At 42.1% G+C, this 25898-nt stretch carries 28 protein-coding genes, 2 tRNA genes and 1 pseudogene; 8 read left to right on the forward strand and 23 right to left on the reverse strand.

Translation table 11 applies throughout. The annotated features are described in order from the left end of the window. Nucleotides 1–165: 165 nt before the first annotated feature. Nucleotides 166–2407 (forward strand): annotated as a pseudogene (locus tag MS_RS01340) (nitric-oxide reductase large subunit). Between the two features lie 214 nt (nucleotides 2408–2621). Here MS_RS01340 and MS_RS01345 read toward each other — a convergent pair. From MS_RS01345 to MS_RS01415, 15 genes are all read right to left on the reverse strand, one after another. Beyond that, on the reverse strand, nucleotides 2622–3185 hold the full coding sequence (locus MS_RS01345; RefSeq protein ID WP_011199477.1) for a flavin reductase family protein: 564 nt from the start codon (nucleotides 3183–3185) through the stop codon (nucleotides 2622–2624). 75 nt (nucleotides 3186–3260) lie between these two features. Next, the gene (locus MS_RS01350) at nucleotides 3261–3881 is read right to left on the reverse strand and encodes a hypothetical protein (protein WP_011199478.1); all 621 of its coding nucleotides are present in this window, start codon (nucleotides 3879–3881) and stop codon (nucleotides 3261–3263) included. Nucleotides 3882–4147: 266 nt separating this feature from the next. Further along, nucleotides 4148–5515, reverse strand: a complete 1368-nt coding sequence (gene purB / locus MS_RS01355) for an adenylosuccinate lyase (protein ID WP_011199479.1) — start codon at nucleotides 5513–5515, stop codon at nucleotides 4148–4150. A 20-nt stretch (nucleotides 5516–5535) separates the two neighbouring features. Next, nucleotides 5536–6150: a high frequency lysogenization protein HflD gene (gene hflD / locus MS_RS01360; protein ID WP_011199480.1), complete on the reverse strand. Its 615-nt coding sequence runs from the start codon at nucleotides 6148–6150 to the stop codon at nucleotides 5536–5538. A 168-nt stretch (nucleotides 6151–6318) separates the two neighbouring features. Beyond that, nucleotides 6319–6744: a GNAT family N-acetyltransferase gene (locus MS_RS01365; protein WP_011199482.1), complete on the reverse strand. Its 426-nt coding sequence runs from the start codon at nucleotides 6742–6744 to the stop codon at nucleotides 6319–6321. A gap of 77 nt (nucleotides 6745–6821) precedes the next feature. Beyond that, nucleotides 6822–7991, reverse strand: coding sequence for a tRNA 2-thiouridine(34) synthase MnmA (gene mnmA, locus MS_RS01370; RefSeq protein ID WP_041639487.1), 1170 nt, complete (start codon nucleotides 7989–7991; stop codon nucleotides 6822–6824). Nucleotides 7992–8117: 126 nt separating this feature from the next. Next, complete coding sequence (gene nqrM, locus MS_RS01375; RefSeq protein WP_011199484.1) at nucleotides 8118–8363, reverse strand: (Na+)-NQR maturation NqrM; 246 nt, start codon at nucleotides 8361–8363, stop codon at nucleotides 8118–8120. Between the two features lie 2 nt (nucleotides 8364–8365). Beyond that, a complete protein-coding gene (locus MS_RS01380) occupies nucleotides 8366–9421 on the reverse strand; it encodes an FAD:protein FMN transferase (RefSeq protein ID WP_011199485.1) in 1056 nt (351 codons plus the stop codon). A 104-nt stretch (nucleotides 9422–9525) separates the two neighbouring features. Further along, nucleotides 9526–10755: an NADH:ubiquinone reductase (Na(+)-transporting) subunit F gene (nqrF, locus tag MS_RS01385; protein WP_011199486.1), complete on the reverse strand. Its 1230-nt coding sequence runs from the start codon at nucleotides 10753–10755 to the stop codon at nucleotides 9526–9528. Nucleotides 10756–10765: 10 nt separating this feature from the next. Continuing rightward, nucleotides 10766–11362 (reverse strand): NADH:ubiquinone reductase (Na(+)-transporting) subunit E, encoded by a 597-nt coding sequence (gene nqrE / locus MS_RS01390; protein ID WP_011199487.1) that lies wholly within the window; start codon nucleotides 11360–11362, stop codon nucleotides 10766–10768. A 3-nt stretch (nucleotides 11363–11365) separates the two neighbouring features. Then, the gene (locus MS_RS01395; RefSeq protein ID WP_011199488.1) at nucleotides 11366–11989 is read right to left on the reverse strand and encodes an NADH:ubiquinone reductase (Na(+)-transporting) subunit D; all 624 of its coding nucleotides are present in this window, start codon (nucleotides 11987–11989) and stop codon (nucleotides 11366–11368) included. Beyond that, nucleotides 11989–12759: a Na(+)-translocating NADH-quinone reductase subunit C gene (locus MS_RS01400; RefSeq protein ID WP_011199489.1), complete on the reverse strand. Its 771-nt coding sequence runs from the start codon at nucleotides 12757–12759 to the stop codon at nucleotides 11989–11991. Before MS_RS01400 ends, MS_RS01395 begins: the two co-directional genes overlap by 1 nt. Beyond that, entirely contained in the window at nucleotides 12759–13994 is a 1236-nt protein-coding gene (locus tag MS_RS01405) for an NADH:ubiquinone reductase (Na(+)-transporting) subunit B (RefSeq protein WP_011199490.1), read from the reverse strand. Before MS_RS01405 ends, MS_RS01400 begins: the two co-directional genes overlap by 1 nt. A gap of 2 nt (nucleotides 13995–13996) precedes the next feature. After that, on the reverse strand, nucleotides 13997–15328 hold the full coding sequence (locus MS_RS01410) for a Na(+)-translocating NADH-quinone reductase subunit A (RefSeq protein WP_011199491.1): 1332 nt from the start codon (nucleotides 15326–15328) through the stop codon (nucleotides 13997–13999). Between the two features lie 368 nt (nucleotides 15329–15696). Further along, a complete protein-coding gene (locus tag MS_RS01415) occupies nucleotides 15697–16005 on the reverse strand; it encodes a BolA family protein (protein WP_011199493.1) in 309 nt (102 codons plus the stop codon). A gap of 187 nt (nucleotides 16006–16192) precedes the next feature. On the opposite strand from MS_RS01415, the gene MS_RS01420 reads away from it, so the two are divergent. Then, nucleotides 16193–16786: a YajG family lipoprotein gene (locus MS_RS01420; protein WP_041639490.1), complete on the forward strand. Its 594-nt coding sequence runs from the start codon at nucleotides 16193–16195 to the stop codon at nucleotides 16784–16786. Between the two features lie 70 nt (nucleotides 16787–16856). On the opposite strand, the gene MS_RS01425 is transcribed toward MS_RS01420, so the two are convergent. The 6 genes from MS_RS01425 to mutY all read right to left on the reverse strand — a co-directional run bounded on the left by MS_RS01425 (nucleotide 16857) and on the right by mutY (nucleotide 20332). Then, on the reverse strand, nucleotides 16857–17318 hold the full coding sequence (locus MS_RS01425; protein WP_011199495.1) for a hypothetical protein: 462 nt from the start codon (nucleotides 17316–17318) through the stop codon (nucleotides 16857–16859). Between the two features lie 76 nt (nucleotides 17319–17394). Further along, nucleotides 17395–17470: transfer RNA gene (locus tag MS_RS01430), tRNA-Asn, on the reverse strand. 2 nt (nucleotides 17471–17472) lie between these two features. Continuing rightward, nucleotides 17473–17548, reverse strand: a tRNA-Phe gene (locus tag MS_RS01435). Nucleotides 17549–17860: 312 nt separating this feature from the next. Further along, nucleotides 17861–18934 carry a membrane-bound lytic murein transglycosylase MltC gene (gene mltC, locus MS_RS01440; RefSeq protein ID WP_041639491.1) on the reverse strand — a complete coding sequence of 358 codons (1074 nt, stop codon included), beginning with the start codon at nucleotides 18932–18934 and terminating at the stop codon, nucleotides 17861–17863. 8 nt (nucleotides 18935–18942) lie between these two features. Further along, the gene (locus tag MS_RS01445; protein ID WP_011199498.1) at nucleotides 18943–19218 is read right to left on the reverse strand and encodes an oxidative damage protection protein; all 276 of its coding nucleotides are present in this window, start codon (nucleotides 19216–19218) and stop codon (nucleotides 18943–18945) included. Beyond that, a complete protein-coding gene (mutY, locus tag MS_RS01450; RefSeq protein WP_011199499.1) occupies nucleotides 19196–20332 on the reverse strand; it encodes an A/G-specific adenine glycosylase in 1137 nt (378 codons plus the stop codon). The genes MS_RS01445 and mutY overlap by 23 nt, the downstream gene beginning before the upstream one ends. 134 nt (nucleotides 20333–20466) lie before the next feature. On the opposite strand from mutY, the gene trmB reads away from it, so the two are divergent. From trmB to yggU, 5 genes are all read left to right on the forward strand, one after another. Next, complete coding sequence (gene trmB, locus MS_RS01455; RefSeq protein WP_041639493.1) at nucleotides 20467–21216, forward strand: tRNA (guanosine(46)-N7)-methyltransferase TrmB; 750 nt, start codon at nucleotides 20467–20469, stop codon at nucleotides 21214–21216. Nucleotides 21217–21246: 30 nt separating this feature from the next. Further along, nucleotides 21247–21591 carry a YggL family protein gene (locus MS_RS01460; protein ID WP_011199501.1) on the forward strand — a complete coding sequence of 115 codons (345 nt, stop codon included), beginning with the start codon at nucleotides 21247–21249 and terminating at the stop codon, nucleotides 21589–21591. A gap of 427 nt (nucleotides 21592–22018) precedes the next feature. Further along, nucleotides 22019–22969, forward strand: coding sequence for a magnesium/cobalt transporter CorA (corA, locus tag MS_RS01465; RefSeq protein WP_011199502.1), 951 nt, complete (start codon nucleotides 22019–22021; stop codon nucleotides 22967–22969). Nucleotides 22970–23085: 116 nt separating this feature from the next. Then, nucleotides 23086–23658: a YggT family protein gene (locus MS_RS01470; RefSeq protein WP_041639494.1), complete on the forward strand. Its 573-nt coding sequence runs from the start codon at nucleotides 23086–23088 to the stop codon at nucleotides 23656–23658. 31 nt (nucleotides 23659–23689) lie between these two features. Then, on the forward strand, nucleotides 23690–23977 hold the full coding sequence (gene yggU, locus MS_RS01475) for a DUF167 family protein YggU (RefSeq protein WP_011199504.1): 288 nt from the start codon (nucleotides 23690–23692) through the stop codon (nucleotides 23975–23977). Between the two features lie 33 nt (nucleotides 23978–24010). On the opposite strand, the gene MS_RS01480 is transcribed toward yggU, so the two are convergent. After that, complete coding sequence (locus tag MS_RS01480; protein ID WP_011199505.1) at nucleotides 24011–24445, reverse strand: hypothetical protein; 435 nt, start codon at nucleotides 24443–24445, stop codon at nucleotides 24011–24013. Nucleotides 24446–24632: 187 nt separating this feature from the next. On the opposite strand from MS_RS01480, the gene tpiA reads away from it, so the two are divergent. Next, on the forward strand, nucleotides 24633–25400 hold the full coding sequence (gene tpiA / locus MS_RS01485; RefSeq protein WP_011199506.1) for a triose-phosphate isomerase: 768 nt from the start codon (nucleotides 24633–24635) through the stop codon (nucleotides 25398–25400). A 112-nt stretch (nucleotides 25401–25512) separates the two neighbouring features. Here tpiA and MS_RS01490 read toward each other — a convergent pair whose 3' ends face one another. Continuing rightward, nucleotides 25513–25818: a DciA family protein gene (locus MS_RS01490; protein WP_011199507.1), complete on the reverse strand. Its 306-nt coding sequence runs from the start codon at nucleotides 25816–25818 to the stop codon at nucleotides 25513–25515. Nucleotides 25819–25898: the final 80 nt, after the last annotated feature.

Genomic DNA, 25898 nt, shown 5'->3' on the forward strand with positions numbered 1-25898 from the left:
TCGGATTTTTGACCGCACTTTTTTATTTACTTATTTTTAAGTGTTTTTACATTTTTAATGTCTGATATAATCACTCAGGTATTTAGTCGACTAAAATACTAGGTTATTTTAATCGCTCCTAGATGCGAGGGACTTTTTAGTAATTCTGTTACAAGGAGCAATCCAATGGGAAAATATAAAAAACTATGGGCGGCATTAGTTGTCGTCCTTACGGTAACATTTACCATATTAGGTTACATCGGCGTGGAGGTTTACCGTCAAGCGCCGCCCGTGCCTCAAGCTTATGTGTCGCAAACCGGTGAAACGGTGATGACAAAAGACGATATTCTTGCCGGTCAAACCGCCTGGCAGACAACCGGCGGTATGGAAGTGGGGTCACTGCTTGGGCACGGTGCATATCAAGCGCCGGACTGGACGGCAGATTGGCTTCACCGTGAATTGACCGCATGGTTGGATATCAGAGCGCAAGCGACATTCAATAAAAGTTATACGGAATTGGACCCTGCTTCCCAGGCGGCGTTACAAGCCGATATTGCGCGAGGAATACCGCCATCAAAGCAGGGTGAATGAAGACGGTAATGTGGTGTTATCCGAAACCCGTTTACAGGCTATCCGTCAAACCGCCGATTACTACATTAAATTGTACGGCGACGATCCGTCAATGATTTCCAGCCGCGAATCATTTGCCATGAAAAATAATACGTTGCCGGATCCTGAAGCCCGTCAAAAATTATCGGACTTTTTCTTCTGGACGGCATGGGTGGCGTCAACCAATCGTCCCGATGCGGAAGCCACTTATACCAATAACTGGCCGCACGAACCCTTAATTCAAAATGTGCCAACCACAGAAAACATTATGTGGTCGCTGATTTCCATCATATGTTTAATTGCGGGAATCGGTTTCTTAATTTGGGCCTATTCTTTCTTACGTGATCATAATGAAACGGCGCCGCAGGCACCGGCTGCGGATCCCTTGTCAAAACTCAATTTAACACCGTCGCAAAAAGCATTGGGAAAATACGTTTTCCTTACCTTGGCGCTATTTGTCGTGCAAGTGGGATTGGGCGGCGTACTGGCGCATTATACGGTGGAAGGACAAAAATTCTACGGTGTGGATATTTCGCAGCTGTTTCCTTATTCCTTGATCCGGACCTGGCACATTCAATCCGCATTATTCTGGATTGCCACCGGCTTTTTGACCGCAGGTTTGTTCCTGGCGCCGATTATTAACGGCGGGAAAGATCCTAAATATCAAAAATTCGGGGTAAATTTTCTGTTCTTAGCTTTATTGATCGTGGTGGTCGGATCCTACAGCGGCAATTTCTTTGCATTGAGCCATCAAATTCCTGCGGAATTTAATTTCTGGTTTGGCCATCAAGGTTATGAATATTTAGATTTGGGACGTTTCTGGCAATTATTGTTATTTGTGGGTTTCCTGCTTTGGCTATGGTTAATGTTACGCTGTACGAGCCATTCCTTTAAGCAAGGCGGCGATAAGAACCTGCTTGCCATCTTTATCGCCTCCATTATCGGAGTCGGCTTATTCTACGGACCCGGTTTATTCTACGGCGAACATTCCAGTATCACAGTTATGGAATATTGGCGTTGGTGGGTGGTACATTTGTGGGTTGAAGGCTTCTTTGAAGTATTTGCAACCTGCGCATTGGCATTCATTTTCTATAACTTGGGATTAGTCGGCTATCATAGTGCGACGGTTGCCTCATTAATGGCGGGAAGCTTATTTTTAGTCGGCGGCATACCGGGAACCGCTCACCATTTCTATTTTTCAGGCACCACTACGCCGGCGCTAGCGGCCGGAGCCGTATTCTCGGCATTGGAAGTCGTGCCGTTGGTATTGTTAGGAAGTGAAGCTTACGAACATTGGTCATACCAACACAGAACCTCATGGATGCAGAAATTACGCTGGCCGTTAATGTGTTTCGTGGCGGTAGCATTCTGGAATATGTTAGGCGCGGGCGTATTCGGATTCTTAATTAATCCGCCGATTTCGTTATTCTATTTGCAGGGACTGAATACCACTGCGGTTCACGCACACGCCGCATTATTCGGCGTATACGGATTCCTGACATTAGGTTTCGTATTGCTAGTGGCGCGTTATTTAAAACCCGATTTCCAATTTAATGAAAAACTGATGAAAACGGGATTTTGGTCAATGAATATCGGGTTAGTGCTGATGATTGCCATCAGCTTACTGCCAATCGGGTTATACCAGGTTTCCGCCAGTATTAGCGAAGGCTTATGGTATGCCCGCAGCGAAGGTTTCCTGCAGCAGGATTTTTTACAAACTCTGCGTTGGTTGCGAACCGTCGGCGATTTAATTTTAATCTTTGGGGCGGTGTTATTTGCTTACGAAGTGACGCGATTAACATTTAGTCGCAGAACATGAGATAACAAGTTGAAGCGTTAAGAATATAAATTTAATCGGAATAAATGCCAACGCGATAAATGATAAAAGTGCGGTAAAAATTTTTGGATTTTTGACCGCACTTTTTGTTTATTTATTCATGCAATATTTCTTATATTTTGCCGCTTCTTTTAATTGCTAATTGCGTTTTCAACTTGCGTTATTCCGTAAGGCAAGCATTTTTTAGATAATCGTCTTATTTTACTTCCAGACTTTCGCCAATCAGATAAAACTGCCCGCCCGCTACATAATGTAAGGTGCGCAGTTCGTTTGGCGCTTGCTCAAAAATCCAATGGGCATCTTTGAACACGCGATCATCGGCATAAGCGGCAAGCACTTTACCGATAAAGAGATCATGATTTTGTTGGTTGTTTTCATCACGGATTAATTGGCAAATAATCCAGCCGGCACAGCCTTTTACCAGGGGTACGTCAAAGCCATCCGGATAGAAAATTTCCACATCGTCGATTTTATGGGGATTATTATGACGTGAGGTCGTACCGAGCTTGACGACCAGTTCCGCTTGATTTGCCACCGGGATTTGAATGGCAAATAAGCCGCTTTTTTCCACTAATCCTCGAGTGAATGCTTGCTTATCTAAAACGGTGGTGACTTTTGAAAGCGGTCCGTAATCCAATGCGCAGGACCAAGCCACGGACATAACATTTTCAATGTCTTCGGCTTTAGCGGAAACCAGCGTTGTGGCACCGATATTTAATAATCGGTAAGATTTTTCTACGGGAACAGAAACAATGGCCATATTTTCTCCTTTATATATTTAGTTTATCAGGCTAATAAAATGCCAAGCATAAGGACTTGGCATTTTTCATGGTTATTATTTAAAGTGTCTTGTTAACGACAGGCAGGAAAACAGCATAATTAAATAGCCGAATAATTCCGTCGTTTCTTCGATAATATTCTTAACGATGTGGGGATAATCATTATATAGAATGAATCTCCATAATCCGCCGTAGCCGATTAGTCGGGATGCCAGTAGAACGGTCAACAAGCCGATAATAAAACTGTGAAATTCTTTTTGTTTGGCAAATTGGGCTAATCCGTCAATAGTGGATTGGCGGTGCGTGAAGGCGTAAATAATGCAAACCAAAGCGGTAATGATGGCAAAATACGCCCAACTGCCATGGCGGATAAGATTATCGAAAAGCGCATCGGATTCACGAATCAGCATACATAGAAAAAAGCCCGTAATCAGTACAAAACCGCCGCGCCATTGCGGCGAACGATAAGCATGACGGGAGAACATCAACGTTAATATGGTTAGGCTAAGGCTTTGCGTATATTCAACCAGCGATTCTTCTTCGATCATATTTTGCAAATAGAAAATGTCGGTATAAAGAATACCAATGGCTAAACCGATAGCCAGAGTAAAATAAAGAAAAGTAAAAAACGCATTGCGTATAATCGTTTTTTGCTCTTTAACGATTAAGTGAGACATAATGATATAAATTCCTTAGAGTTTCGAGTAAAAATTGAATCGGCGTTATTGCCGAGATGAAAATAAACAAGATAAACAGACTCTAATAAAATTGGAATCTAGCAGGAACATTATATCGCTTTTTACACAATATTTCTGATGTTTTGGGAAAATAACCGAAAATAGGGATATCTTTTATTGGATATCCCTATTTGAATTTTATTTTTTTGCCGTTAATACAGTCAAAATAAACAAAATTTTTATTATTTTGACCGCACTTTTAACTTTTATAGTTTTTCAACTAATTGTACCGCCGCACCGATATAGGTTGCCGGAGTTAGTTGTTGCAAACGGGCTTTTTCTTCCGCCGGAATATCAAGTTTTTCGATAAAATCATGCATTGCCTGTTCATCGACACGTTTTCCGCGGGTAAGCTCTTTTAATTTTTCATAAGGTTTTTCAATACCGTAACGGCGCATAACGGTTTGGATTGGTTCCGCCAATACTTCCCAGTTTTGGTTGAGCTCGTCACGTAAATGTTGCTCATTTACTTCCAGTTTACTGATACCTTTACGTGTGGCCGCATAGGCAATCAAACAATAACCCAAACCGACTCCAAGATTACGTAATACGGTCGAGTCCGTTAAGTCTCGTTGCCAGCGGGAAACGGGTAGTTTTTGCGCCAAATGGCTCATCACCGCATTAGCTAAACCTAAGTTGCCTTCCGAGTTTTCAAAGTCGATAGGGTTTACTTTGTGAGGCATGGTCGAAGAACCGATTTCACCGGCGATAGTGCGTTGTTTGAAGTGATTTAAAGCGATGTAGCCCCATAGATCACGGTCAAAATCAATAATAACGGTATTAAAACGCGCCACACAATCAAAGAACTCGGCGATATAATCATGAGGTTCGATTTGTGTGGTGTACGGGTTCCAGTTTACCCCTAATGAAGTGACAAATTCTTCACTGAATTGATGCCAGTTTATTTCCGGGTAAGCGCTTAAATGGGCATTGTAGTTACCTACCGCACCGTTGATTTTGCCTAATACTTCAATTTGTTCCAATTGTTTATACTGGCGGCGCAAGCGGTAGGCGACGTTCGCCATTTCTTTACCGACGGTTGAAGGAGATGCCGGTTGGCCGTGAGTGCGTGATAATAATGGGATTTCTTTATATTCGTTCGCTAAACGGGTAATTTCGTCGATTAATTTTTGCCATTCCGGCAGAATCACTTCTTCACGGGCGGTTTTCAGCATTAATGCGTGAGAAAGGTTATTAATATCTTCGGAAGTGCAGGCAAAGTGAATAAATTCGCTTACGGCGGCTAATTCAGGCAATGCCGCGGATTTCTCTTTTAAAAAATATTCAACGGCTTTTACGTCATGATTGGTAGTGCGCTCAATTTCTTTAATGCGTTCGGCATCTTCAATGGCAAAATTCGTGACGATTTGATTAAGGTAATCGTTTGCTTCTTGAGATAAAGAAGAAACTTCATTAATTTGTGCGGTTGCCGCCAATTTTTGTAACCAACGAACCTCCACGGTTACTCGGAATTTTAATAAACCGAATTCGCTGAAAATACCACGCAGCGCAGTAGTTTTGTCTTGATAGCGACCGTCGATAGGGGAAAGTGCGGTTAATGCGGAAAGTTGCATAAAATTGCTCCGTTTGTCGATTAAAGGGAAGAATAAATTTGTTTTGCCATATTAAAAATTTTACGGCGCGAGAAAAGTAGTTGCCATTTCGAACCGCCCACTTGCCGCCATAATAAAGCGGAGCGGATGCCAGCCAGCAAACAGGCGCGAATACGGTGATGCATCGAAGTTTGCTGTAACACCTCAATAGAACCTTTGACTTGAATTTTGTTGCCCAGCGGGCTGATGATATCCACATACATACTGGCAAGATTCGCCAGCATTTGTTCGTCCAAAAGGTCGTAATGTTCTAATTGTGTCGGTAAATATTGAATTCGGCGGGCTAATTCGCTTTTCGCCTGAGCGTTTTTTTCCAATTTGCCCGAAAGCGCCAACAGGCTCAGCCAATAGCGGGTGATATCTTCGGTGCTGCCGTTCAACTGCTCCAATAATGTTTCCAAACCCAGTTTTAAATTACGTTCATGACCGCCATATACGGATAAAATATCTTTCGGCGTCGTTTGTAATAAGGTGTAGAGCGAAGTATTGAACGCTTCTTCGTCGGCTTTTCCTTCTAATGCAAACTGCTGCACTAATTTTGCCGATTGGCAAACGCCGGCAAGAGCTAAGGTGATGTCGTAATAATTGGTCGCCATGTTCGAATAAAATAAAGCTGAAATCGGGTTGCTAATATAGCATTTTTTACCCGTATTTTAAAGCCGTATTAAAACGCTAGTTCAGCGGATAACCGAGAATGTTGATGTTTTTCATTTCTGAAAAGTGCGGTCGTTTTTTTGCGATTTTTGACAGAAATATTCACAATTCTAAATAAATTTTTTAGAGAAATAATTTAGTTTTTGTTGCAACGTCCAGCCGGCTTTTTGCCAGAATAGGGTTGCGCTTTCATTGCTTTTAAAGGCGAGCAGGCGGCCTTTGCTGATACCTTTGGTTTTGAGCGCGGATTCTAAATGCTCGGCCAACGCGAAGCCGATACCTTGTTTTTGATAATCGGGATCCACCGCCGCATGGTAGAGGGTCGCTCGTCGGCCGTCGAAACCGCACATGATCACGCCTACGACCTTACCGTTTATTTCCGCGATATAGTTCAAATCGGGATTGAAGGCGAGAAAGGCGCTGATTGCTTCAAAATTATCATCCGCATCAGACATATCCATGCCTTCTATGCTTGTCCAAAGCCGATAAACCTGCTGATAATGTTCGGGTAGCATAGGCTTGATTTTAAATTGCATAAAAGATTTCCGTTACTTTTAAAACTCAAAGTGCGGTTGAAATTTTAAAAATTTCAACCGCACTTTAGGTTTATTGATTATTTAATTTGCGTTTCGATTACGCCGCCGCCAAGGCAAACTTCACCTTGATAAAATACCGCCGATTGACCCGGTGTTACGGCGATTTGCGGTTCATCAAAAATAACGCGGATGGTTTCGTCGTCAATAGGTTGGATTTCACAAGGAATATCCGTTTGGCGATAACGGGTCTTCACCGTGCAGCGCAGGTTTTCGCGGATGGGTTGACGATCGACCCAATGCAATTGCCGGGCGATTAAACCGGAGGAGAGCAGAGCCGAATTATCATGGCCTTGCGCCACAATAAGCACATTATTGACCAAATCTTTTTCCGCTACATAAAACGGGTTTTCATCCATACCTTTTATGCCGCCGATGCCTAAGCCTTTACGTTGCCCCAAAGTATAATACATTAGGCCGTCATGGCGACCGATGACTTTGCCGTCCACCGTGCGGATTTCACCCGGTTGCGCCGGTAAAAATCGGGCTAAGAAATCTTTGAATTTACGTTCGCCGATAAAGCAAATGCCGGTAGAATCCTTTTTCTTCGCGGTGATTAAACCAAGATCTTCGGCAATGGCGCGTACAATCGGTTTTTCAATGTCGCCCACCGGGAACAGGCTTTGTCCCACTTGTTTGTGGCTTAAGGTGTAAAGAAAATAACTTTGATCCTTATTGCTGTCCAAACCGCGTAATAATCGGGCGTTTTCATCATCGCCGCGACGGCGTACATAATGCCCCGTAGCGATATAATCCGCACCGAGATCTTCCGCCGCATATTCCAGAAAGGCTTTAAATTTAATTTCTTTATTACACAAAATATCCGGGTTCGGCGTGCGTCCCGCTTTGTATTCCGCCAAAAAATGCTCAAATACGTTGTCCCAGTATTCGGCGGCAAAATTAATTTTATGCAGTTTCATGCCCAGCTTGTCGGCAACAGCCTGCGCATCGGCTAAATCCGCCGCTGCCGTGCAGTAATCCGTGTCGTCATCCTCTTCCCAGTTTTTCATAAACAGGCCTTCAACCTGATAGCCTTGTTGTTGAAGAATAAACGCCGAAACGGAGGAATCCACCCCGCCGGACATACCGACGATGACTTTTTTCTTGGCATTTTCGGCAAGTTGTTCAGCACTGAGTTTTGGAAAATGTTGATCGTAAGTTCGCGAACTTAAATTTGTCAGATTTTGCATAGTTCTCCCGTAACTTCGGTTAAGGCGAAGCACATTTGGTTTGTATGTTGATAAATAATAGAGGGCGTATTGAATACGCCCGATTAGCTGTATAGAACGTGCAATACGCGCTATAAATAGGTTAAATTATTTTACTTCGTAGAATTGCGGTTCTTTATTGAAGCGGTCTAATTCCGAGGCATCCGCTTCGCCTTTTGCCACTTTGTCTTTTAAGTTATCGCAGGGTTCTTCGCAATCGCACATTTTTTTCATGCCGAGTGCAGTGATACCGCCGCAGCTGCCTTTGATGGTTTTCTTTTTGATAATATAACCGATAGACATACCGAAAATAATTAAGATAAAAATGCCAAAAGTGATTAAAAATAATTTCATTATTACTTTCCTTCTTTGCTTGAGTTAAGCAGGTTTTTAAATGCGGAAGACATTTTAACATCAAACCCGCTTTCTGTTTTGACAATCAGATAAACCGGAATATTTTCCCGTTCGGCAACTTCCAGCGCTTTTTCTTCACCAAGTACAAATAAGCCGGTGGATAATCCGTCCGCGGTCATTGTGCTTGGCGATAACACGGTGATTGAAGCTAATTTGTGCTGAATAGGTTTACCCGTTTGAGGATTAATTTCATGGGAAAAGCGCATTCCGTTTTCTTCAAAATAATTGCGGTAGTCTCCGGAAGTCGCCATAGCGAGATCTTTTAAGCCAAGAATATCCTGCACGGAACGGGAACCGTCGAAGTTCGGTTTTTCAATGGCAATTTGCCAGTCTTTCCCTTCAATATTTTTACCTTTTGCCCGGATTTCACCGCCAATTTCACTCATGTAGTTTTTCGCACCTATGCTTTCTACATAATCCGCCACTTGGTCAACACCGAATCCTTTGGCAATCGAAGATAGGTCAATATAGAGCTCGGGTACCGCTTTTGCGAGGGTGAATTTACCCGCTTGTTCCGTTAATGCTAATTTTTCAATGCCAACCCATGCGCGGCGTTCTTCTAATTGTGTTGCAGAAGGCTGTTTATCAATGCGTTTTTCAGGGCCGAACCCCCATAGATTAACAAGCGGTCCTACCGTCACGTCTAATGCGCCTTCAGTGATTTTGTTTAAACGCACGGCTTCTTTGATTACCTTTGCTAAATCTGCTGAAATTTCAACAGGTTGATTAATTTCTTTATATTGGTTAAAACGACTTAATTCCGAATTCGGAATGTAAGTGGACATTTTATCGTTAACATCTTTCAGAATGCTTTCAATTTGTTCCTGTGCCTGTTCGGCATTTTGAGTCAAACCGCCGTCATCAATATATTTAATATGATAGGTCGTTCCCATGGTTTTGCCGCTAAGGGTAATTATTTCGGGATCTTTTTTACAGGCTGCAAGGGATATTGCCATTATCACAGCGCTAAGCCAGGTAAACGTTTGTTTTAGTTTCATAAAGTGCGGTCAAAATTTTAAAAGTTTTGAAAAATAGCAAATTAATGCCGGTTTAAAATAGTGAAAGCGGTCAGATTTCTGACCGCTTTTTTATGGTTTAAGCATTAACCGCCGAAGTCATCCAATAGGATATTTTCGTGCTCAACGCCTAAGCTTTCCAGCATATTGATTACTGCAGCATTCATCACCGGAGGCCCGCACATATAGTATTCACAATCTTCAGGGGCTTCATGATTTTTCAAATAGTTTTCATAAAGCACGTTGTGAATAAAGCCTGTGTAGCCGTCCCAGTTATCTTCCGGAAGCGGATCCGAAAGGGCAACATGCCATGTGAAGTTATCATTTTCAGCTTGTAACTGATCGAAATCTTCCACATAGAACATTTCACGTTTAGAACGCGCGCCATACCAGAATGAGATTTTACGTTTACTGTGTAAGCGTTTTAACTGATCGAAGATATGCGAACGCATCGGCGCCATACCGGCACCGCCGCCGATAAATACCATTTCCGCATCGGTATCTTTCGCGAAGAATTCACCGAACGGACCGGAAATGGTTACTTTATCACCCGGTTTTAATGACCAGATATAAGAGGACATTTGACCCGGCGGAACATCCGGATTACGCGGAGGCGGCGTAGCGATACGCACGTTCAGCATAATAATGCCTTTCTCTTCCGGATATGAGGCCATGGAGTAAGCGCGAATAATATGTTCATCCACTTTTGAGACGTAACGCCATAGGTTAAATTTATCCCAGTCTTCATGATATTCTTCCGGAATATCGAAGTCTTTATAGTTAACCGTATGCGGTTCTGCTTCAATTTGGATATAACCGCCCGCACGGAACGGCACTTCTTCGCCTTCAGGAATCGCCAGTTTCAGTTCTTTGATGAAAGTGGCTTTGTTATCGTTGGAAATAACGGTACATTCCCATTTTTTCACGCCGAACACTTCTTCAGGAAGTTCAACATCCATTGAAGATTTCACGTTCACTTGACAAGATAAACGCCAACCTTCTTTCGCTTCTTTTTTCGAAATGTGAGAAAGCTCTGTCGGCAGAATTTCACCGCCGCCGGATTTCACTTTCACTTTACATTGACCGCATGAACCGCCGCCGCCGCAAGCTGAAGAAACGAAGATACCTTTACTTGCTAAAGCGCCTAATAATTTGCCGCCGGCAGGTAAAGTAATGGCTTTTTCAGGATCATTATTGATTGAAATGGTAATATCGCCGGAGTCAACCAGTTTAGATTTTGCAATCAAAATAACAACAGCTAACACTAATACGATAGCTGTGAATGCGCCAATACCGAAAATAAAATTGCTATCCACGATACGCTCCTTATAATTGAATGCCGGAGAATGACATGAAACCTAATGCCATTAGACCGACGGTGATAAAGGTGATCCCTAAACCGCGTAGGCCTGCCGGAACATCCGCATATTTCATTTTTTCCGTCAAACCGGCTAATGCCACAATCGCTAACATCCAGCCCGTACCTGCGCCGATACCATATACTACGGATTCCGGGAAATTATATTCACGTTGAACCATAAATGATACGCCACCGAAAATTGCACAGTTTACTGTGATTAACGGTAAGAAAATACCTAACGCTTCATAAAGTGACGGTACGAATTTATCCAGGAACATTTCTAGGATTTGTACTAATGCCGCAATAACGCCGATGAAAGTGATGAAGTTTAAGAAACTTAAATCCACACCTTCAATTAGTGCACCGTCTTTTAATATATGGGTATAAACTAGTTGGTTTACCGGTACTGAAATACCTAATACGACGATAACGGCAATACCTAAGCCGAATGCTGTTGAAACTTTCTTCGACACCGCGAGGAATGTACACATACCAAGGAAGAAAGAAAGCGCCATGTTCTCAATGAACACAGACTTTACAAATAGACTAATGTAATGTTCCATTGATTATTTCTCCACTTGTTCCGGTTTCCAGGTTCTAAGTCCCCAGATTACAAATCCGATGATAAAGAACGCGCTTGGCGCCAATAGGAATAGACCGTTTGCCTGATACCAACCGCCGTTTTGTACGGTTTCCAATACGGTTACGCCGAATAATTTACCCGAACCGATAAGTTCACGTAAAAATGCGACGATTAATAGGATTGCACCGTAGCCTAAACCGTTACCGATACCGTCAACAAAACTTTCAACAGGGCCTGATTTCATAGCGAACGCTTCCGCACGACCCATTACGATACAGTTTGTAATGATAAGACCTACGAATACCGAAAGTTGTTTAGATAAGTCGTAAGCATAAGCGCGCAGAATTTGGTCAACCAAGATTACCAATGACGCAATGATTGCCATTTGTACGATGATACGAATGCTGTTTGGTACATAGTTACGGATACAAGAAATAAAGAAACTTGAAAAACCTGTAACAAAACTTACCGCAATAGCCATTACCACCGCAGTTTGTAACTGAGTAGTTACCGCCAATGCGGAACAAATACCAAGAATTTGTAACGCAATTGGGTTGTTATCGGCAATTGGCGATAACAATAATTTTTTAAGATTGCTGCCTGCCATTAGTTAGCTCCCTCTGCTTTAAATTTCGCTAAATACGGACCGAAACCCTGAGGTCCGAACCAGTATTTGAATGAGCCGTCAACACCGTTTGATGTTAAAGTTGCGCCGGATAATGCATCAATACCATGCTCTTTATTTGAAGAGGCATTTTTACCTACAACTAAAGCCACTTTGTTTTGAGCGTCAAATAATTTTTTGCCCACGAAGTTTTTTTGCCAGTTAGGATTAGCGATTTCACCGCCAAGACCGGCTGTTTCGCCCTGTTCATAGTAAGTGATACCGTTGATTGTATTTGCATCGGGTTGGACCGCAACAAAACCGTACATAATCGACCATAAGCCGTTACCGTACATTGGTAATACAACCTGTGTGGTATTTCCCGCTTCATCTTTTACCAAATAAACTTCAGCAAATTTTGACCGCACTTTTATACCCGCTTTATCATCCGCCGGAGCGATTGCTACGCGGGTTGCAGGATCTTTTGCAGATGCTTTAGCATCAAAGTTGGTAATACCATCAACGTAGTCACCGGTTGCTAAATCAACGATTTTCGGCTCGATGAATTTTGCGTAAGTTTGTTGAACATTGGTACCCTGTTGCATTAAACCGGCAGCCATTAAAATGTTCTTTTGTTTATCGAGCTGTTTTTGAATCTCTTGTGTTGGTTTTAATAACACCGCAGCACCGGCTACGATAAGAGAACAGACTAAGCTCAACAACACAACGACGGTTAAAGTACCGCCAACGCTATCTTTATTAAATTTAGCCATTATGCAGTTCTCGCTTTTCTACGTTTGATGTTGCCTTGAACGACCAAGTAGTCGAAAATCGGCGCGAATAAGTTAGCGAATAAAATTGCTAACATCATACCTTCCGGATAAGCTGGGTTTACGACACGGATAAGTACCGCCATGACACCGATTAACGCGCCATACCACCATTTACCTTTATTGGTGAATGAAGCGGATACGGGATCCGTTGCCATGAAGAACATGCCGATTGCGAAACCGCCTAATACTAAGTGCCAGTACCAAGGCATTGCAAATAACGGGTTGCTTTCCGAACCGATTAAATTAAACAGGCTGGATGTAATGATCATACCAACCATTACGCCTGCAATAATCCGCCATGACGCAATACGTGCAAATACGATAATTGCCGCACCGATGATTAATGCAAGCGTTGATACTTCACCCATAGAACCCGGGATATTACCTAAGAAGGCATCCATCCAGGTGATAGGTTGACCGCTTGCAACGTGTTGTAATGCCGCTTCGCCGCCTTGCGCCCATTGTGAAAGAGCGGTCGCACCGGAGAAACCGTCAGTCGCTGTCCATACTAAGTCACCGGAAATCTGACCCGGATAAGCAAAGAACAGGAATGCGCGACCGGCAAGAGCGGGGTTCATGAAGTTTTTACCTACGCCGCCGAATATTTCTTTAGCGACCACTAAGCCGAAAGAAATGCCGAGAGCCGCTTGCCATAAAGGTAGTGTCGGCGGAACGATTAATGCAAACAGAATGGTTGTTACGAAGAAACCTTCATTCACTTCATGATCGCGCACGATAGCAAATAATAATTCCCAGAACATCCCTACCGCGAATGCAACGATATAAATAGGTAAGAAGAATGTTGCACCTAACAACATTTTACTACCCCAGCCCGCAGCCGCTGTGAAATCTACGCCTAAAGCCTGAGCCAGTGCATAGTGCCAATCATTTGCAGCTAATGAGTCAACGGACGTACCTAAACTTAACACCGCATTAATAGATTGGTGACCGACGTTGTACATGCCATAGAACAATGCCGGAAATAATGCTAACCACACGATGATCATCATTCGTTTTGAGTCGATGGCATCACGCACGTGAGTGGTTGACTGCGTTGCCGTACCCGGGGTGTAAAGCAAAGTATAAACCGATTCAAATAACGGATATAATTTTGCATATTTCCCACCAGGTAAAAACGCGGGTTCCATTTTTTCAAAAAGATTTTTTAAACCCATTTTTAACCTTCCTTCTCAATCTTGTCTAATGCTTGACGCAAGAATGAACCGTAATCGGCTTTACCCGGACAAACAAAGGTACAAAGTGCCAAGTCTTCTTCGTCTAACTCCAATGCGCCTAACGCTTGTGCTGAATCGGTGTCACCTACTTCTAAATCACGAAGTAATAAGGTTGGAAGAATATCTAACGGCATTACGCGCTCATAAGAACCTATTGGCACCATGGCACGGTGACCGCCGTTTTCTGCGGTAGTAAAATTAAACAATTTTCGACCGAAGTGACCTAATACGGTACGGGTGATTGAATATTTGTTTGCTTGAGGGCTAATCCAACCGAAGAATTCTTTTTCGGTATCTTCCGCAATCACAGAAACCTGTAATGCGTAACGACCTAAATAATCATGTGCGCCTTCAGCTTTCGCACCATAAAGTACCGAACCTGAAATTACACGGTTATTTCCGTCCGCCAGTTCGTTTGCAGTCAACTGAGAAAGGTTGGCGCCGATATTTGTACGTACTAAGCGAGGGTTTTTAACCTGTGGACCGGCAAGGGCTACCACGCGATCGGTAAATAATTCGCCGGTGGTGAATAATTTACCGATGGCAATAACGTCTTGGTAATTGATATGCCATACGGATTTATTGATACCAACAGGATCGATAAAATGAATATGCGTACCCACAAGACCGGCCGGGTGAACACCGGCAAATTCATGGCTATCGACGTTATCAACTGAAGCGATATTGCTACCTGCCGCTTTACATAAATTCACTTTGTTATGTAAGCGCGTTAATACGGTTAAACCATTTGTGAAGTCTGCTTGGTATTCGTTAATAATCACCGCAGGATCTGCGCATAGCGGGTTAGTATCCATTGCATTAACGAAAATAGATGAAGGAACCGCATCTACTGCCGGAATTTTACTTAATGGGCGTGTACGAAGTGCGGTCCACAAACCGGAAGTTTGTAAATTTTGGCGCACTTGTTCGGAGCTTAATGAAACTAGTTCTGCCGGTGAATATTTAGCGAAGGTTTCTTGATCGTTACCTTCCACTCGAATTACCACAGATTGTAATACTCGCTTAGCACCGCGATTGATCGCGGTTACAGTACCACTTACGGGAGCGGTGAAAACAACGCCCGGATTCTTTTTGTCTTCAAAAAGAATTTGACCTTTTTTCACTGTATCGCCTTCATGAATTTTCATTGAAGGACGCATTCCCACATACTCTTCACCAAGCAAAGCAACTTCAGTGACGGCATTTCCGTCACGGATTACTTGTTCTGGCTTCCCATTGATTGGAAGATCCAAGCCTTTTTTAATCGTAATCATTTGTTTGCACTACTTTTTGTTGGATTAACAATATAGTTACAGCAAATTTCCAACTGAAAATATCGCTGCAACCTCGTCTTGAGTAATGATTTTTGAATGTCATGCTAATTTGTCAGTGACGCAAATCGGCAATAACAGTTCTCCAACCAAATAAAATTAAAACTCAAATTCGGGTAATTTACTGTTTTAAAAGAATATTTTTAAATATTATTTAATTTAAAACAATAAATATTAATTTTAGATAAAATCAAACGCCCTATTTTAACTAAAATAGGGAATCTTCGCCACTTAATGTGGCGCATTTTTAGTGGTTTTTTAATATAAAATAAACGATTGCGTAACGAAATAGATCAAAATCGCCGGGATTATTATCCTGCGCCAAGGCAATTTGTTGATTTTGGAATGATTTTTCCCAAGCTTTGCCATTCTTTCGGCGTATAGGTATGTAGCGCCAGTGCGTGGATGCCGTTTTCCAGATCTTGCGCGAGAAATTGATAAATCATACGATGGCGGACAACTTTCGGTTTTCCTTCAAATTCATCCGTCACTATAACCACTTTAAAATGGGATTCACCGCCCCGATCGGAACTATGCATATGGCTTTCATTTTCAATTTGAAGAAATAGCGGAGAAAATTGCCGGGTTAGGCGTTCAGTCAGTTCTTGTTGTTTAGACATAATAAGTTTCCTAAAAAATTAATCACAAAGGGAGTTAAAGGCTATACATTCCGGTTTAAGTTTGCAACAATAAAAGCGTATATTAATGCGAAGGCGTTTAATATAGAAAAACGGATTGTTATATGACCCGTCTAATTATACCGAATGCCTTAGTTTATCGTTTATCTCATAAAAGTTAAGGATGATCATGAAACTTTCCAACAAATTTTCTTTAGCGGCGCTTACCGTCGCAAGCGTATTGTTAGCGGCTTGCCAAGCGCCGAGTAGCGTATTGACTTTTGCCCCTCACGCGCCGAATACCACTTTAAATGTGAGTAACCAAAATGCGGTGGTTGCGGTGGTAACCAAAGACGAACGCAGCCAAAAACAGGTTTCCAGTTATGTTCGTGACGGAGCGCTATTCCCGCTAACGGCTTCACCTGAAGTGGATACCATTTTTCAACAGGTTATGCAGCAAAATTTAAATAGTAAAGGCTTCCGTTTGGGATCGGCAAATGCGGCAAATACTCATATGTTGGTTTCGGTAAAGGATTTTTACGCCAAAGTGGAAGAGGGCAATTTGCGCCATAAGATTAATTCTAAAATTCAGCTGCAAATTCATGTTCAAGGCGTTAAAGGCAACTTTACTAAGAGCATTGGTACGACTCGTACGGATGAGGGCGCATTTACAGTGAGCAATGAAGATATTCAAAAAGCGCTGGATGCGGCATTGAAAGATGTAGTGAACGGCATTTATGCCGATCAGGATATCGGTAACGCAATTCGCCAATATTCAAACTAACAAGTTAATTAACTAAAAGGCACAAATATGGAGATTCAGACAATCTTTATTTGTGCCTTTTTATTGCCTGTTATTTCGTTAAGGTAAAAACCTGAGTCGGGAAAGTTGTATTATTGGCCTTAACCGTTAACGTATATTTTCCCTCCGGATCGCTTTCTTCAAATGCCCAACAGTTGTAATAAGTTTGGGTGATTGGATAGGTAAAGTTAAATATATGCGTTGTAGTATTTTTACTTATGTGTTCACCAAGGTTAAAGTTTGTATTTTTAGGTGAAGTTAAGGTAATGGTGATGTTCACATTTCCCGAGTCGGAACGGAAATTAGTTAATGTCCAGCAGAATTGTTTTGAGAGATCTTTCTTTGAAAAATGACGACCGTCTTTTTGCCAAATGCCGACAGGATCATTTGCCGCTTTTGCGCCGAACATAAATTCCGTTTTTGCATTTTCTTGTTGCGGTGCCGCTTGATTATTGGCGGCAAGAGCCGATGAGGCGGCTAAAAGTGCGGTAAGAAAAAGCGAAATTTTTTTCATAATTGATACCCTAATTGTTCAAAAATACAAATAAGTAAAAGGCTGTTAATCTTTCGACTAACAGCCTTTTTGAATTTGGCTCCTCCTGCTGGACTTGAACCAGCGACATACGGATTAACAGTCCGCCGTTCTACCGACTGAACTAAGGAGGAATTGGTGCCTCGAGGCGGAATCGAACCACCGACACGGGGATTTTCAATCCCCTGCTCTACCGACTGAGCTATCGAGGCGTTTAACGCTCGTTGCGTTAACACGGGGCGTATTAAACCGTTTTTTCCTAACTAAGTCAACACCTATTTTGAAAAAAATGTAATTTTTTGTTTGTTTGTCGGTTAAATGTGCAAAAAGTATAGAAAAGCAACAAATTATCTGCATTTTCAGTAAGATAATCAATATTAACACAGGAAATAATAATTTGATTTATTAGCGATATTATCTATTTTAAGGGAAAGAAATAAGAAAAAGTGCGGTCTTTTTTGTGCGATTTTTTTGATGACATAAAAAAGCACATTGGTTTTATCCAATGTGCTTTTACATTTTATTTATCTTGCCCGACGGTAACTTCGCTGCGCCTTATCTACTTTCAGCAGATAGTTTCTGGCCTGTGAAGACGGATGAACGGTCGTCAAAATACGATATACCTGTTCCGGCTGCATTCTGTTAATGATGTTAATGGCATATTCCTGATCGCTGTCAAATACCCGTAATACGGCGCCGGCGCCGCTGTTATAGGCGGATATCATGGCATAACGCATGGAAGTCGGATTGGTAATACCGGCGAGATATTCATTTTTAAGAATCCATAAATAAGACACGCCCGCATCAATATTATTTGCAGGATCAAATAAATAGCTCTTACTTGGTTGCCCTGAACGGCCTTTAAGTTTAAATATATCGCGACCTGCGGTATGCGGAACAACCTGCATTAAACCCATTGCGTTGGCATAACTAATCGCATAAGGGTTGAAACTGGATTCCGTTTGCATAATGCCGAGAATCAGGCTTTCGTCAATGCCGTAACGGCGTGACGCCTGACGCACCAACGATAAATATTTTCTTGCACGCACATTAACGTGGTTTGCAATCATCTGAATAGAAACAAATTGCACCGTGCGACCATTACTTAAACGACGGCTTTGCAATCTGTTTTGTAATAAATAACTGGCGAAGCTGTTGGCGACATCAATATTATTAATCTGACGTCCGAAATTATCCACCACCTGACCGACCAAGAACGGGCGCGAGCTTATCGGTACGTCGCCGGAGGCGAATAAATCAATACCTTTGGCGTCGGACCCCATTAATAATGTATGTACAATCGCACTGTGCAGGCGGTTGGCATCAGCCAGGGTTTCAATGGTAATCTGACCTTCTTCAAAACTGATATGGCTACGTGTGTAATAACTATCCGTATATTTTACGTAATCTTTACGGCTTGCCACTAAAAGTTCATTAACGCCCCAAATTTGGTCAATATTTTGTGAGAATTGCCCCGTGAGCAAATCTAACCCGTTAGTATCTTTTGCAAAGGCGTCATCGTAATTACCGGAACGATCCGACGAACAGGCGTATAAAAACGGAATTAAGAGTAAGACAAGAAATTTTTTTAGCTTCATTACTTTTATCAATTAGTTGCTTGAGGAATATATCCTTCAATATGAACATCTTTACCTTCAAATAAGAAATTAACCATTTCTTGTTCCAGTAATTTTCTATGATCCGCATTCATCATATTTAATTTTTTTTCGTTAACCAGCATGGTTTGTTTTTTCATCCATTCGCCCCATGCCCGCTTACTTATATTGTCGAAAATTCGTTTCCCAAGCTCTCCGGGATAAAGCTGGAAATCCAGCCCTTCGGCTTCTTGTTTTAAATATTCACAGAATACGGTTCTTGACATAATGCTGTCCTTTTTGAAATTCGGTTAATAAATTTTTTACGGGCGTCGCCAATCCAATTTGATCGGGATTCTCGGGATCATACCAATAATTAATTGTACTTGATATAGTAGATTTATAATCTGCGCCATTTTCTTCAATTTTTTTCCAATCGGAACGGTTTTCATCGCGTTCCGTTTGCCGGTATTGTGCATAAATAGGGAAAATATCAAGGTGAAAATGACTGAACGTATGGCGGAACGCGCTCCATTCCTGATATTCCCTAATACCTAATTGTTGCAAATATTGTAATAAGGTTGATTTATCTTCAAATTGCGGGAAACAATACAACCCGCCCCAAATTCCCGATTGTTCGCGTTGTTCCAGGGCAACTTTGCCGTTTTGCGCCAGAATTAAAAAATAGCTTTCGCGTTCGGGTAACTGTTTCTTCGGTTTTTTTGCCGGATATTTTTCCCAGGAATTCGTTAAAGTTGCACCGCACTTTTTGCTTAACGGACAAAGTCCGCACTTAGGTTTTGTGCGCGTACAAACCATGGCGCCCAAGTCCATCATTGCCTGATTAAAATCCGCCGCGCGCTCTGTCGGGGTTACCTCGGCACTGAGCCGCCATAAGCGGTTTTCTGTTTTTTTCTCGCCCGCCCAGCCTTCAACGGTGAAATAGCGGGACAATACGCGTTTTACATTGCCGTCTAAAATCGGGTAGGGCGCATTTAATACCGAAGACAAAATAGCGCCTGCGGTGCTTCTTCCTACGCCGGTTAAATCCCAGACTTGTTGAAAATCCGTCGGGAATTCTCCCCCATATTGATCCCGAACGGTTTGTGCCGCTTTATGTAGATTTCTTGCCCGCGCGTAATAACCTAATCCCGTCCATAAATGCAATACCTCGTCCAAGGGCGCATCGGCAAGTACGTTAATAGTCGGGAAGGCGTCGATAAAGCGCTCGAAATAGGGAATTACTGTGCTAACCTGGGTCTGTTGCAGCATTACTTCAGACAACCAAACCTGATAAAAAGTTTTATTTTTTTGCCAAGGCAGATTTTTTCTGCCGTATTTATCGTACCAGCGTAAAACCGAGCGGGCAAAAGGCGCTTGAATAGATGATTGAGCCAACATAAAAACAAAATAAAAAGTAAAAAAGCAAGGGGAAAGTGTATCATGCGAGGGTTTTTTATTAAATGCTAAAAATTAATTAAAAAATTACCGCACTTTAGCTTATAATCCACCCTCAAATAAATTTGAGGAACAATATGTCTGAACAAAAAATAACGTTTGCCGATCAGAAACGTAAAACCGTGGAGACGGCGGAATTTACCGAAGACGGTCGCTATAAACGTAAAGTTCGCAGCTTTGTTTTGCGTACCGGGCGATTAAGTGAATTTCAGCGCAATATGATGAATGATAATTGGGCTGATTTCGGGCTTGAGCATCAAAATAACTATTTCGATTTTGCTGAAATTTACGGCAATACCAATCCGGTTATTCTTGAGATTGGTTTCGGTATGGGTAAATCTTTAGTTGAAATGGCGGAACAAAATCCCGAGCGCAATTATTTGGGAATTGAAGTGCATACGCCCGGTGTTGGTGCCTGCATCGCTTATGCGGTGGAAAAACAGGTGAAAAATTTGCGGGTTATTTGCCATGATGCTACGGAAATTCTGCAGGATTGTATTGCGGATGATAGCTTGGGCGGTTTGCAGCTGTTTTTCCCGGATCCTTGGCATAAGTCCAAACATCATAAACGCCGTATTGTGCAACCGAATTTTGTGGATAATGTAATGCAAAAGCTACAACAAAGCGGTTTTATCCACATGGCGACAGACTGGGAAAATTATGCCGAGCAAATGCTGGATGTGTTAAGCCAATCGAAAGCCTTAACTAATACTTCAAAAACCAATGATTTTATCCCTCGTCCGGATTTCCGTCCATTGACCAAATTCGAACAGCGCGGTCATCGTTTAGGCCACGGCGTGTGGGATTTATATTTTGTTAAAAATTAAGAATTAATCAACGACCATAGGAGAAATAATATGGCTATCAAACGTAATCAAAGACAACGTAAAAAAATGCACCTTGCCGAATTCCAGGAATTAGGTTTCTTAGTAAATTGGCAATTTGCAGAAAATACGGCAATTGAACAAGTGGACGAGGTTGTTGATCGTTTTATTCGCGATGTTATTCAGCCAAACGGTTTGGCTTATGAAGGCAGCGGTTATTTGCAATGGGAAGGTTTAGTTTGTTTGGAAAAATTAGGCAAATGTGACGAAAGCCACCGTGAGTTAGTAAAAAACTGGTTGGAATCCAACGGGTTACAACAAGTAGAAGTCAGCGCATTATTCGATATCTGGTGGGATTACCCTGTAAAAGAAGCGTAATTTCACGGCATTTGCAAGCCGCCTTAGTCTAAGGCGGCTTTTTTTCTTATAAGTCTGTCGACAAATCTTGACGAAAAGCCGTTTACGGCGTAGTATGCGCAGCGATTTAGTAATAAGAGGACACACACTTTGGACAGCCACAGTCGATGCCGATTGGAATCTTTCATCTAAATCTCGCCATTACTTATCGGCGAGATTTTCGTGGATAAGTATCAACTTACTTTATATGGTATCTTTTTTACCACATAACATCAAAATTTCGTTTATTAGTTGTAATCGCCGATGCGATTGTTCATCCCTTCGGGGGCGCTGGCTAAGCCAACGTTCGAAAAACTTTGTTTTTTGTGACCGCACTTTGATGTTATTGGTGTTCAATTTGTTCATTGCGTTGTTCATAACCATAGGCAGAACCTAGGGAGTATGACAAATGATAAATGCATTTGCACTTGAAAATGCACGCTTAACCCGTCTTGATGAGGATAATCTCAGTACGTTAAATAAAGCTATTTGGATTGATTTGGTCGAGCCTACCAGCGAAGAACGTGAGATTTTACAAGACGGCTTAGAGCAAAGTCTGGCTTCATTTCTTGAGTTGGAAGACATTGAGGCGTCCGCACGTTTTTTCGAAGATGAAGACGGTTTGCATTTGCACTCGTTTTTTTATTGTGAAGACGAAGAAGATTATGCGGATTTAGCCAGTGTCGCCTTTACTATTCGCGACGGTCGTTTATTTACCCTGCGTGATCGTGATTTGCCCGCGTTCCGTTTGTATCGCATGCGTTCCCGTTATCAACGTTTGGACGAATGTAACGCTTATGAAGTGCTACTGGATTTATTTGAAACGAAAATCGAGCAGTTAGCCGACGTGATTGAAACCGTTTATTCCGATTTGGAACGTTTGAGTCGCGTGATTTTAGACGGCAAGCAGGGCGAGGCTTTTGACGACGCGCTTGGTACCTTAACCGAGCAGGAAGATATGAGCTCGAAAGTGCGTTTATGTTTGATGGATACTCAACGCGCGTTGAGTTTCTTAGTGCGCAAAACCCGCCTGCCGGCGAATCAGCTGGAGCAGGCCCGTGAAATTTTGCGAGATATCGAATCTCTGCAACCTCATAATGAATCCTTATTCCAAAAAGTAAACTTTTTGATGCAGGCGGCCATGGGTTATATCAATATTGAGCAGAACAGAGTGATGAAATTTTTCTCCGTAGTATCGGTGATGTTCCTGCCGGCAACCTTAGTGGCTTCCACTTACGGTATGAACTTTGAATTTATGCCGGAACTGGGCTTTAAATACGGTTATCCGATGGCAATCGGCTTAATGATCGCTGCGGGCGTAACGCCATATATGTATTTTAAACGTAAAGGCTGGTTGTAAATTTTGCTTTTAAGCTAAAAGTGCGGTAAATTTTACCGCACTTTTAGCATATGAAAACGATAAATCTTTGCCTGTCATTTAGGCTGGCAAGCGTTTATCTTAGGAAAAGAAAATCTATGAGTTCAATTTCATTTTTAATTAGTACGGCACTCGGCTTATATATATTCGTTTTGATGTTGCGTATGTGGTTGCAGTATTGCAAAGTTGATTTTTATCATCCTGTTTCTCAAGGAATCGTAAAACTGACCAACCCGGTTTTAACGCCGTTACGTAAAGCCATTCCGACGGTCAAAAACATCGATCTTGCCGCCTTATTTTTTGTGTTTGTATTAGGCATGGTGAAGGTACCGCTGTTATATATCGCAAACGGGCAATGGGCGGCGGAAATCATCCGTCAGGAATGGCTGCAATATGTGTTGATTGGCGCATTAACGGTGGTGGCTGCTTTCGGAAAAATGATCTTTTATGTGATCTTTTTCGGTGCGATTCTCAGTTGGTTTAATCGCGGTAATGATCAGTTCAGCTATTTGCTCTATCAATTAGGCGAACCCGTGTTATCGCCGATTCGTAAGATTTTACCGAGAACAGGAATGATTGATTTTTCACCGATGGTGCTGGCATTCGGTTTATTCTTTGCCGATAAAGTGCTGTATGACATTTTTGGTATTTTATGGCAGTTAGCCAGTTAAAAGTGCGGTAGAAAATGGCGGAATTTTAGTTATGTCGGCAATAGAACAAACGGCGGAAGGCTTGCGTTTACGTATTTTTTTACAACCTAAAGCGAGTCGGGATAAAATTATCGGCATTCATGATGACGAATTGAAAATTGCGATTACCGCGCCGCCGGTAGATGGCGCGGCAAATGCACATTTACTGAAATATTTGAGTAAAGCGTTTAAAGTGCCGAAAAGCGCGATTATCCTGGAAAAAGGCGAGCTTAACCGCCATAAACAGTTATTTATTCCCGAACCGAAGTTAATTCCCGAAGAACTGCAGCCATTACTTTAAGTTCTAAGCCTCGTTTATGATAAACGGGGTTTTTTATAGCTTTAATTCGAACAGGGCTTTCTTGGTATTTAATTTAAAGCCCTCTTTTTCCCAGATTCCTTGATGCTGCTGATCCTGTTCGACTACAAGACGGGTTGAATGGGTAAAACAAACGAATTCTTTCGCTTTTTCGATCAAACCGGCATAAATTTCATTCTGGTTCGCTACATCCTGCACAAAAATATCGGTCAGTTGCCAATAGCGTTGTAGTTGTAGAGACGACAGGCGGGGATAAAGCTGAATAAAGCCGATGGCTTGTTGTCGTTCGTTGGTGGCGATAAAAATAATACTTTCGCTGAAACGGATGCGGTTATTAAGGAATGTAAACGTGCGTTCCGGATTCTCTACCATACCGTGAGATAAACGATATTCCTCAAACAGCGGGAGCAAGACCTCAAGGTTCCATTGTTCTGCTTTAAATATTTTCATAACTAATCGGGACGGTTCCAGGCTAAAAAGGAAATTGATTATTTTTTGTAAGTCTCGGGCAATTGTAGCTTTTTAAAGCAAAATAATCATCTACTAGATCAAAATTTTATGAAAAAAAACTAAATTGATAATTAAAATTTGGTATAGTAGTCGGCGTTTTTATTAATTACAAAATGGAGAAAAAACTATGGCACGTCGTCCTTTAGTTATGGGTAACTGGAAATTAAACGGTAGCAAAGCGTTTACTAAAGAATTAATCGAAGGCTTAAAAGCCGAATTAGCGGGCGTTGAAGGTTGTGATGTGGCGATCGCTCCGCCGGTAATGTATCTTGCGGAAGCGGAAGCCGCACTTGCAGGCAGTAAAATCGTATTAGGTTCACAAAACGTTGATGTGAATGTCAAAGGCGCCTTCACCGGCGATATTTCAACCGAAATGTTAAAAGATTTCGGTGCGAAATATATTATTATCGGCCACTCCGAACGTCGCACATACCATAAAGAAAGCGATGAATTTGTTGCACAAAAATTCGGTGCGTTAAAAGAAGCGGGTTTAACCCCTGTATTATGTATCGGTGAAAGTGAAGCGGAAAACGAAGCGGGTAAAACCGAAGAAGTTTGCGCGCGTCAAATCGATGCGGTAATCAATGCCTTAGGCGTTGAAGCTTTCAACGGTGCGGTTATCGCTTATGAACCGATTTGGGCAATCGGTACCGGCAAATCTGCCACTCCTGCACAGGCACAAGCGGTTCACGCGTTTATCCGCGGCCATATCGCTGCAAAATCACAAGCGGTTGCGGATCAGGTCATTATCCAATACGGCGGTTCCGTAAATGATGCCAATGCTGCGGAATTATTCACTCAACCGGATATCGACGGTGCGTTAGTGGGCGGTGCTTCATTAAAAGCGCCTGCATTTGCGGTAATCGTTAAAGCGGCGGCAAAAGCAAAAGCTTAATTTACCGTTTAATTTGGGTTATAGAGCGTAATATATTGATATTGCGCTTTTTTTAGAAAACTGCGGTCAAAATTTTGTGATTTTTGACCGCAGTTTTATTTGGCTAAGAAATTTACCGGTTTAATTCCGGATTAATTTTAAAATTAAGTCGAGTAATTTCCGGATATTCTTTTTGTACTAATTGCAGCAATTCCTGCCGGCGGAATAAAAACCCCTGGCGCACAACCGCATTCGCCACTTCAATATGTAAACCGTTTTCCGTAAAATTTGCCAGCCGATACATTCCTTTAAACTGGCTTGGGAACCATTGCTGAAGCTGTTGATTTAATCGGTTCAAAAACAGACCTTTTTGCATAATTTTAGATAAATCGGAACTTTCTACCAGATCTTTAATATTCACTATTTTTTGCTTGCGCATAGATTGAATTTCCTAAATTGATCCCAATAAATAAGGACATTGTAGCGAATTTCCGTTACAATAGGGTAAATTTTTGGGCT

Source organism: [Mannheimia] succiniciproducens MBEL55E, assembly GCF_000007745.1.
Classification (GTDB): Bacteria; Pseudomonadota; Gammaproteobacteria; order Enterobacterales; family Pasteurellaceae; genus Basfia; species Basfia succiniciproducens.

Excerpts from the sequence above, each read along its gene's own strand:
- MS_RS01345 (WP_011199477.1), bottom strand. The coding sequence starts at position 3,185 with ATGGCCATTGTTTCTGTTCCCGTAGAAAAATCTTACCGATTATTAAAT.
- MS_RS01350 (WP_011199478.1), bottom strand. The coding sequence starts at position 3,881 with ATGTCTCACTTAATCGTTAAAGAGCAAAAAACGATTATACGCAATGCG.
- purB (WP_011199479.1), bottom strand. The coding sequence starts at position 5,515 with ATGCAACTTTCCGCATTAACCGCACTTTCCCCTATCGACGGTCGCTAT.
- hflD (WP_011199480.1), bottom strand. The coding sequence starts at position 6,150 with ATGGCGACCAATTATTACGACATCACCTTAGCTCTTGCCGGCGTTTGC.
- MS_RS01365 (WP_011199482.1), bottom strand. The coding sequence starts at position 6,744 with ATGCAATTTAAAATCAAGCCTATGCTACCCGAACATTATCAGCAGGTT.
- mnmA (WP_041639487.1), bottom strand. The coding sequence starts at position 7,991 with ATGCAAAATCTGACAAATTTAAGTTCGCGAACTTACGATCAACATTTT.
- nqrM (WP_011199484.1), bottom strand. The coding sequence starts at position 8,363 with ATGAAATTATTTTTAATCACTTTTGGCATTTTTATCTTAATTATTTTC.
- MS_RS01380 (WP_011199485.1), bottom strand. The coding sequence starts at position 9,421 with ATGAAACTAAAACAAACGTTTACCTGGCTTAGCGCTGTGATAATGGCA.
- nqrE (WP_011199487.1), bottom strand. The coding sequence starts at position 11,362 with ATGGAACATTACATTAGTCTATTTGTAAAGTCTGTGTTCATTGAGAAC.
- MS_RS01395 (WP_011199488.1), bottom strand. The coding sequence starts at position 11,989 with ATGGCAGGCAGCAATCTTAAAAAATTATTGTTATCGCCAATTGCCGAT.
- MS_RS01400 (WP_011199489.1), bottom strand. The coding sequence starts at position 12,759 with ATGGCTAAATTTAATAAAGATAGCGTTGGCGGTACTTTAACCGTCGTT.
- MS_RS01405 (WP_011199490.1), bottom strand. The coding sequence starts at position 13,994 with ATGGGTTTAAAAAATCTTTTTGAAAAAATGGAACCCGCGTTTTTACCT.
- MS_RS01410 (WP_011199491.1), bottom strand. The coding sequence starts at position 15,328 with ATGATTACGATTAAAAAAGGCTTGGATCTTCCAATCAATGGGAAGCCA.
- MS_RS01415 (WP_011199493.1), bottom strand. The coding sequence starts at position 16,005 with ATGTCTAAACAACAAGAACTGACTGAACGCCTAACCCGGCAATTTTCT.
- MS_RS01420 (WP_041639490.1), top strand. The coding sequence starts at position 16,193 with ATGAAACTTTCCAACAAATTTTCTTTAGCGGCGCTTACCGTCGCAAGC.
- MS_RS01425 (WP_011199495.1), bottom strand. The coding sequence starts at position 17,318 with ATGAAAAAAATTTCGCTTTTTCTTACCGCACTTTTAGCCGCCTCATCG.
- mltC (WP_041639491.1), bottom strand. The coding sequence starts at position 18,934 with ATGAAGCTAAAAAAATTTCTTGTCTTACTCTTAATTCCGTTTTTATAC.
- MS_RS01445 (WP_011199498.1), bottom strand. The coding sequence starts at position 19,218 with ATGTCAAGAACCGTATTCTGTGAATATTTAAAACAAGAAGCCGAAGGG.
- mutY (WP_011199499.1), bottom strand. The coding sequence starts at position 20,332 with ATGTTGGCTCAATCATCTATTCAAGCGCCTTTTGCCCGCTCGGTTTTA.
- trmB (WP_041639493.1), top strand. The coding sequence starts at position 20,467 with ATGTCTGAACAAAAAATAACGTTTGCCGATCAGAAACGTAAAACCGTG.
- MS_RS01460 (WP_011199501.1), top strand. The coding sequence starts at position 21,247 with ATGGCTATCAAACGTAATCAAAGACAACGTAAAAAAATGCACCTTGCC.
- corA (WP_011199502.1), top strand. The coding sequence starts at position 22,019 with ATGATAAATGCATTTGCACTTGAAAATGCACGCTTAACCCGTCTTGAT.
- MS_RS01470 (WP_041639494.1), top strand. The coding sequence starts at position 23,086 with ATGAGTTCAATTTCATTTTTAATTAGTACGGCACTCGGCTTATATATA.
- yggU (WP_011199504.1), top strand. The coding sequence starts at position 23,690 with ATGTCGGCAATAGAACAAACGGCGGAAGGCTTGCGTTTACGTATTTTT.
- MS_RS01480 (WP_011199505.1), bottom strand. The coding sequence starts at position 24,445 with ATGAAAATATTTAAAGCAGAACAATGGAACCTTGAGGTCTTGCTCCCG.
- tpiA (WP_011199506.1), top strand. The coding sequence starts at position 24,633 with ATGGCACGTCGTCCTTTAGTTATGGGTAACTGGAAATTAAACGGTAGC.
- MS_RS01490 (WP_011199507.1), bottom strand. The coding sequence starts at position 25,818 with ATGCGCAAGCAAAAAATAGTGAATATTAAAGATCTGGTAGAAAGTTCC.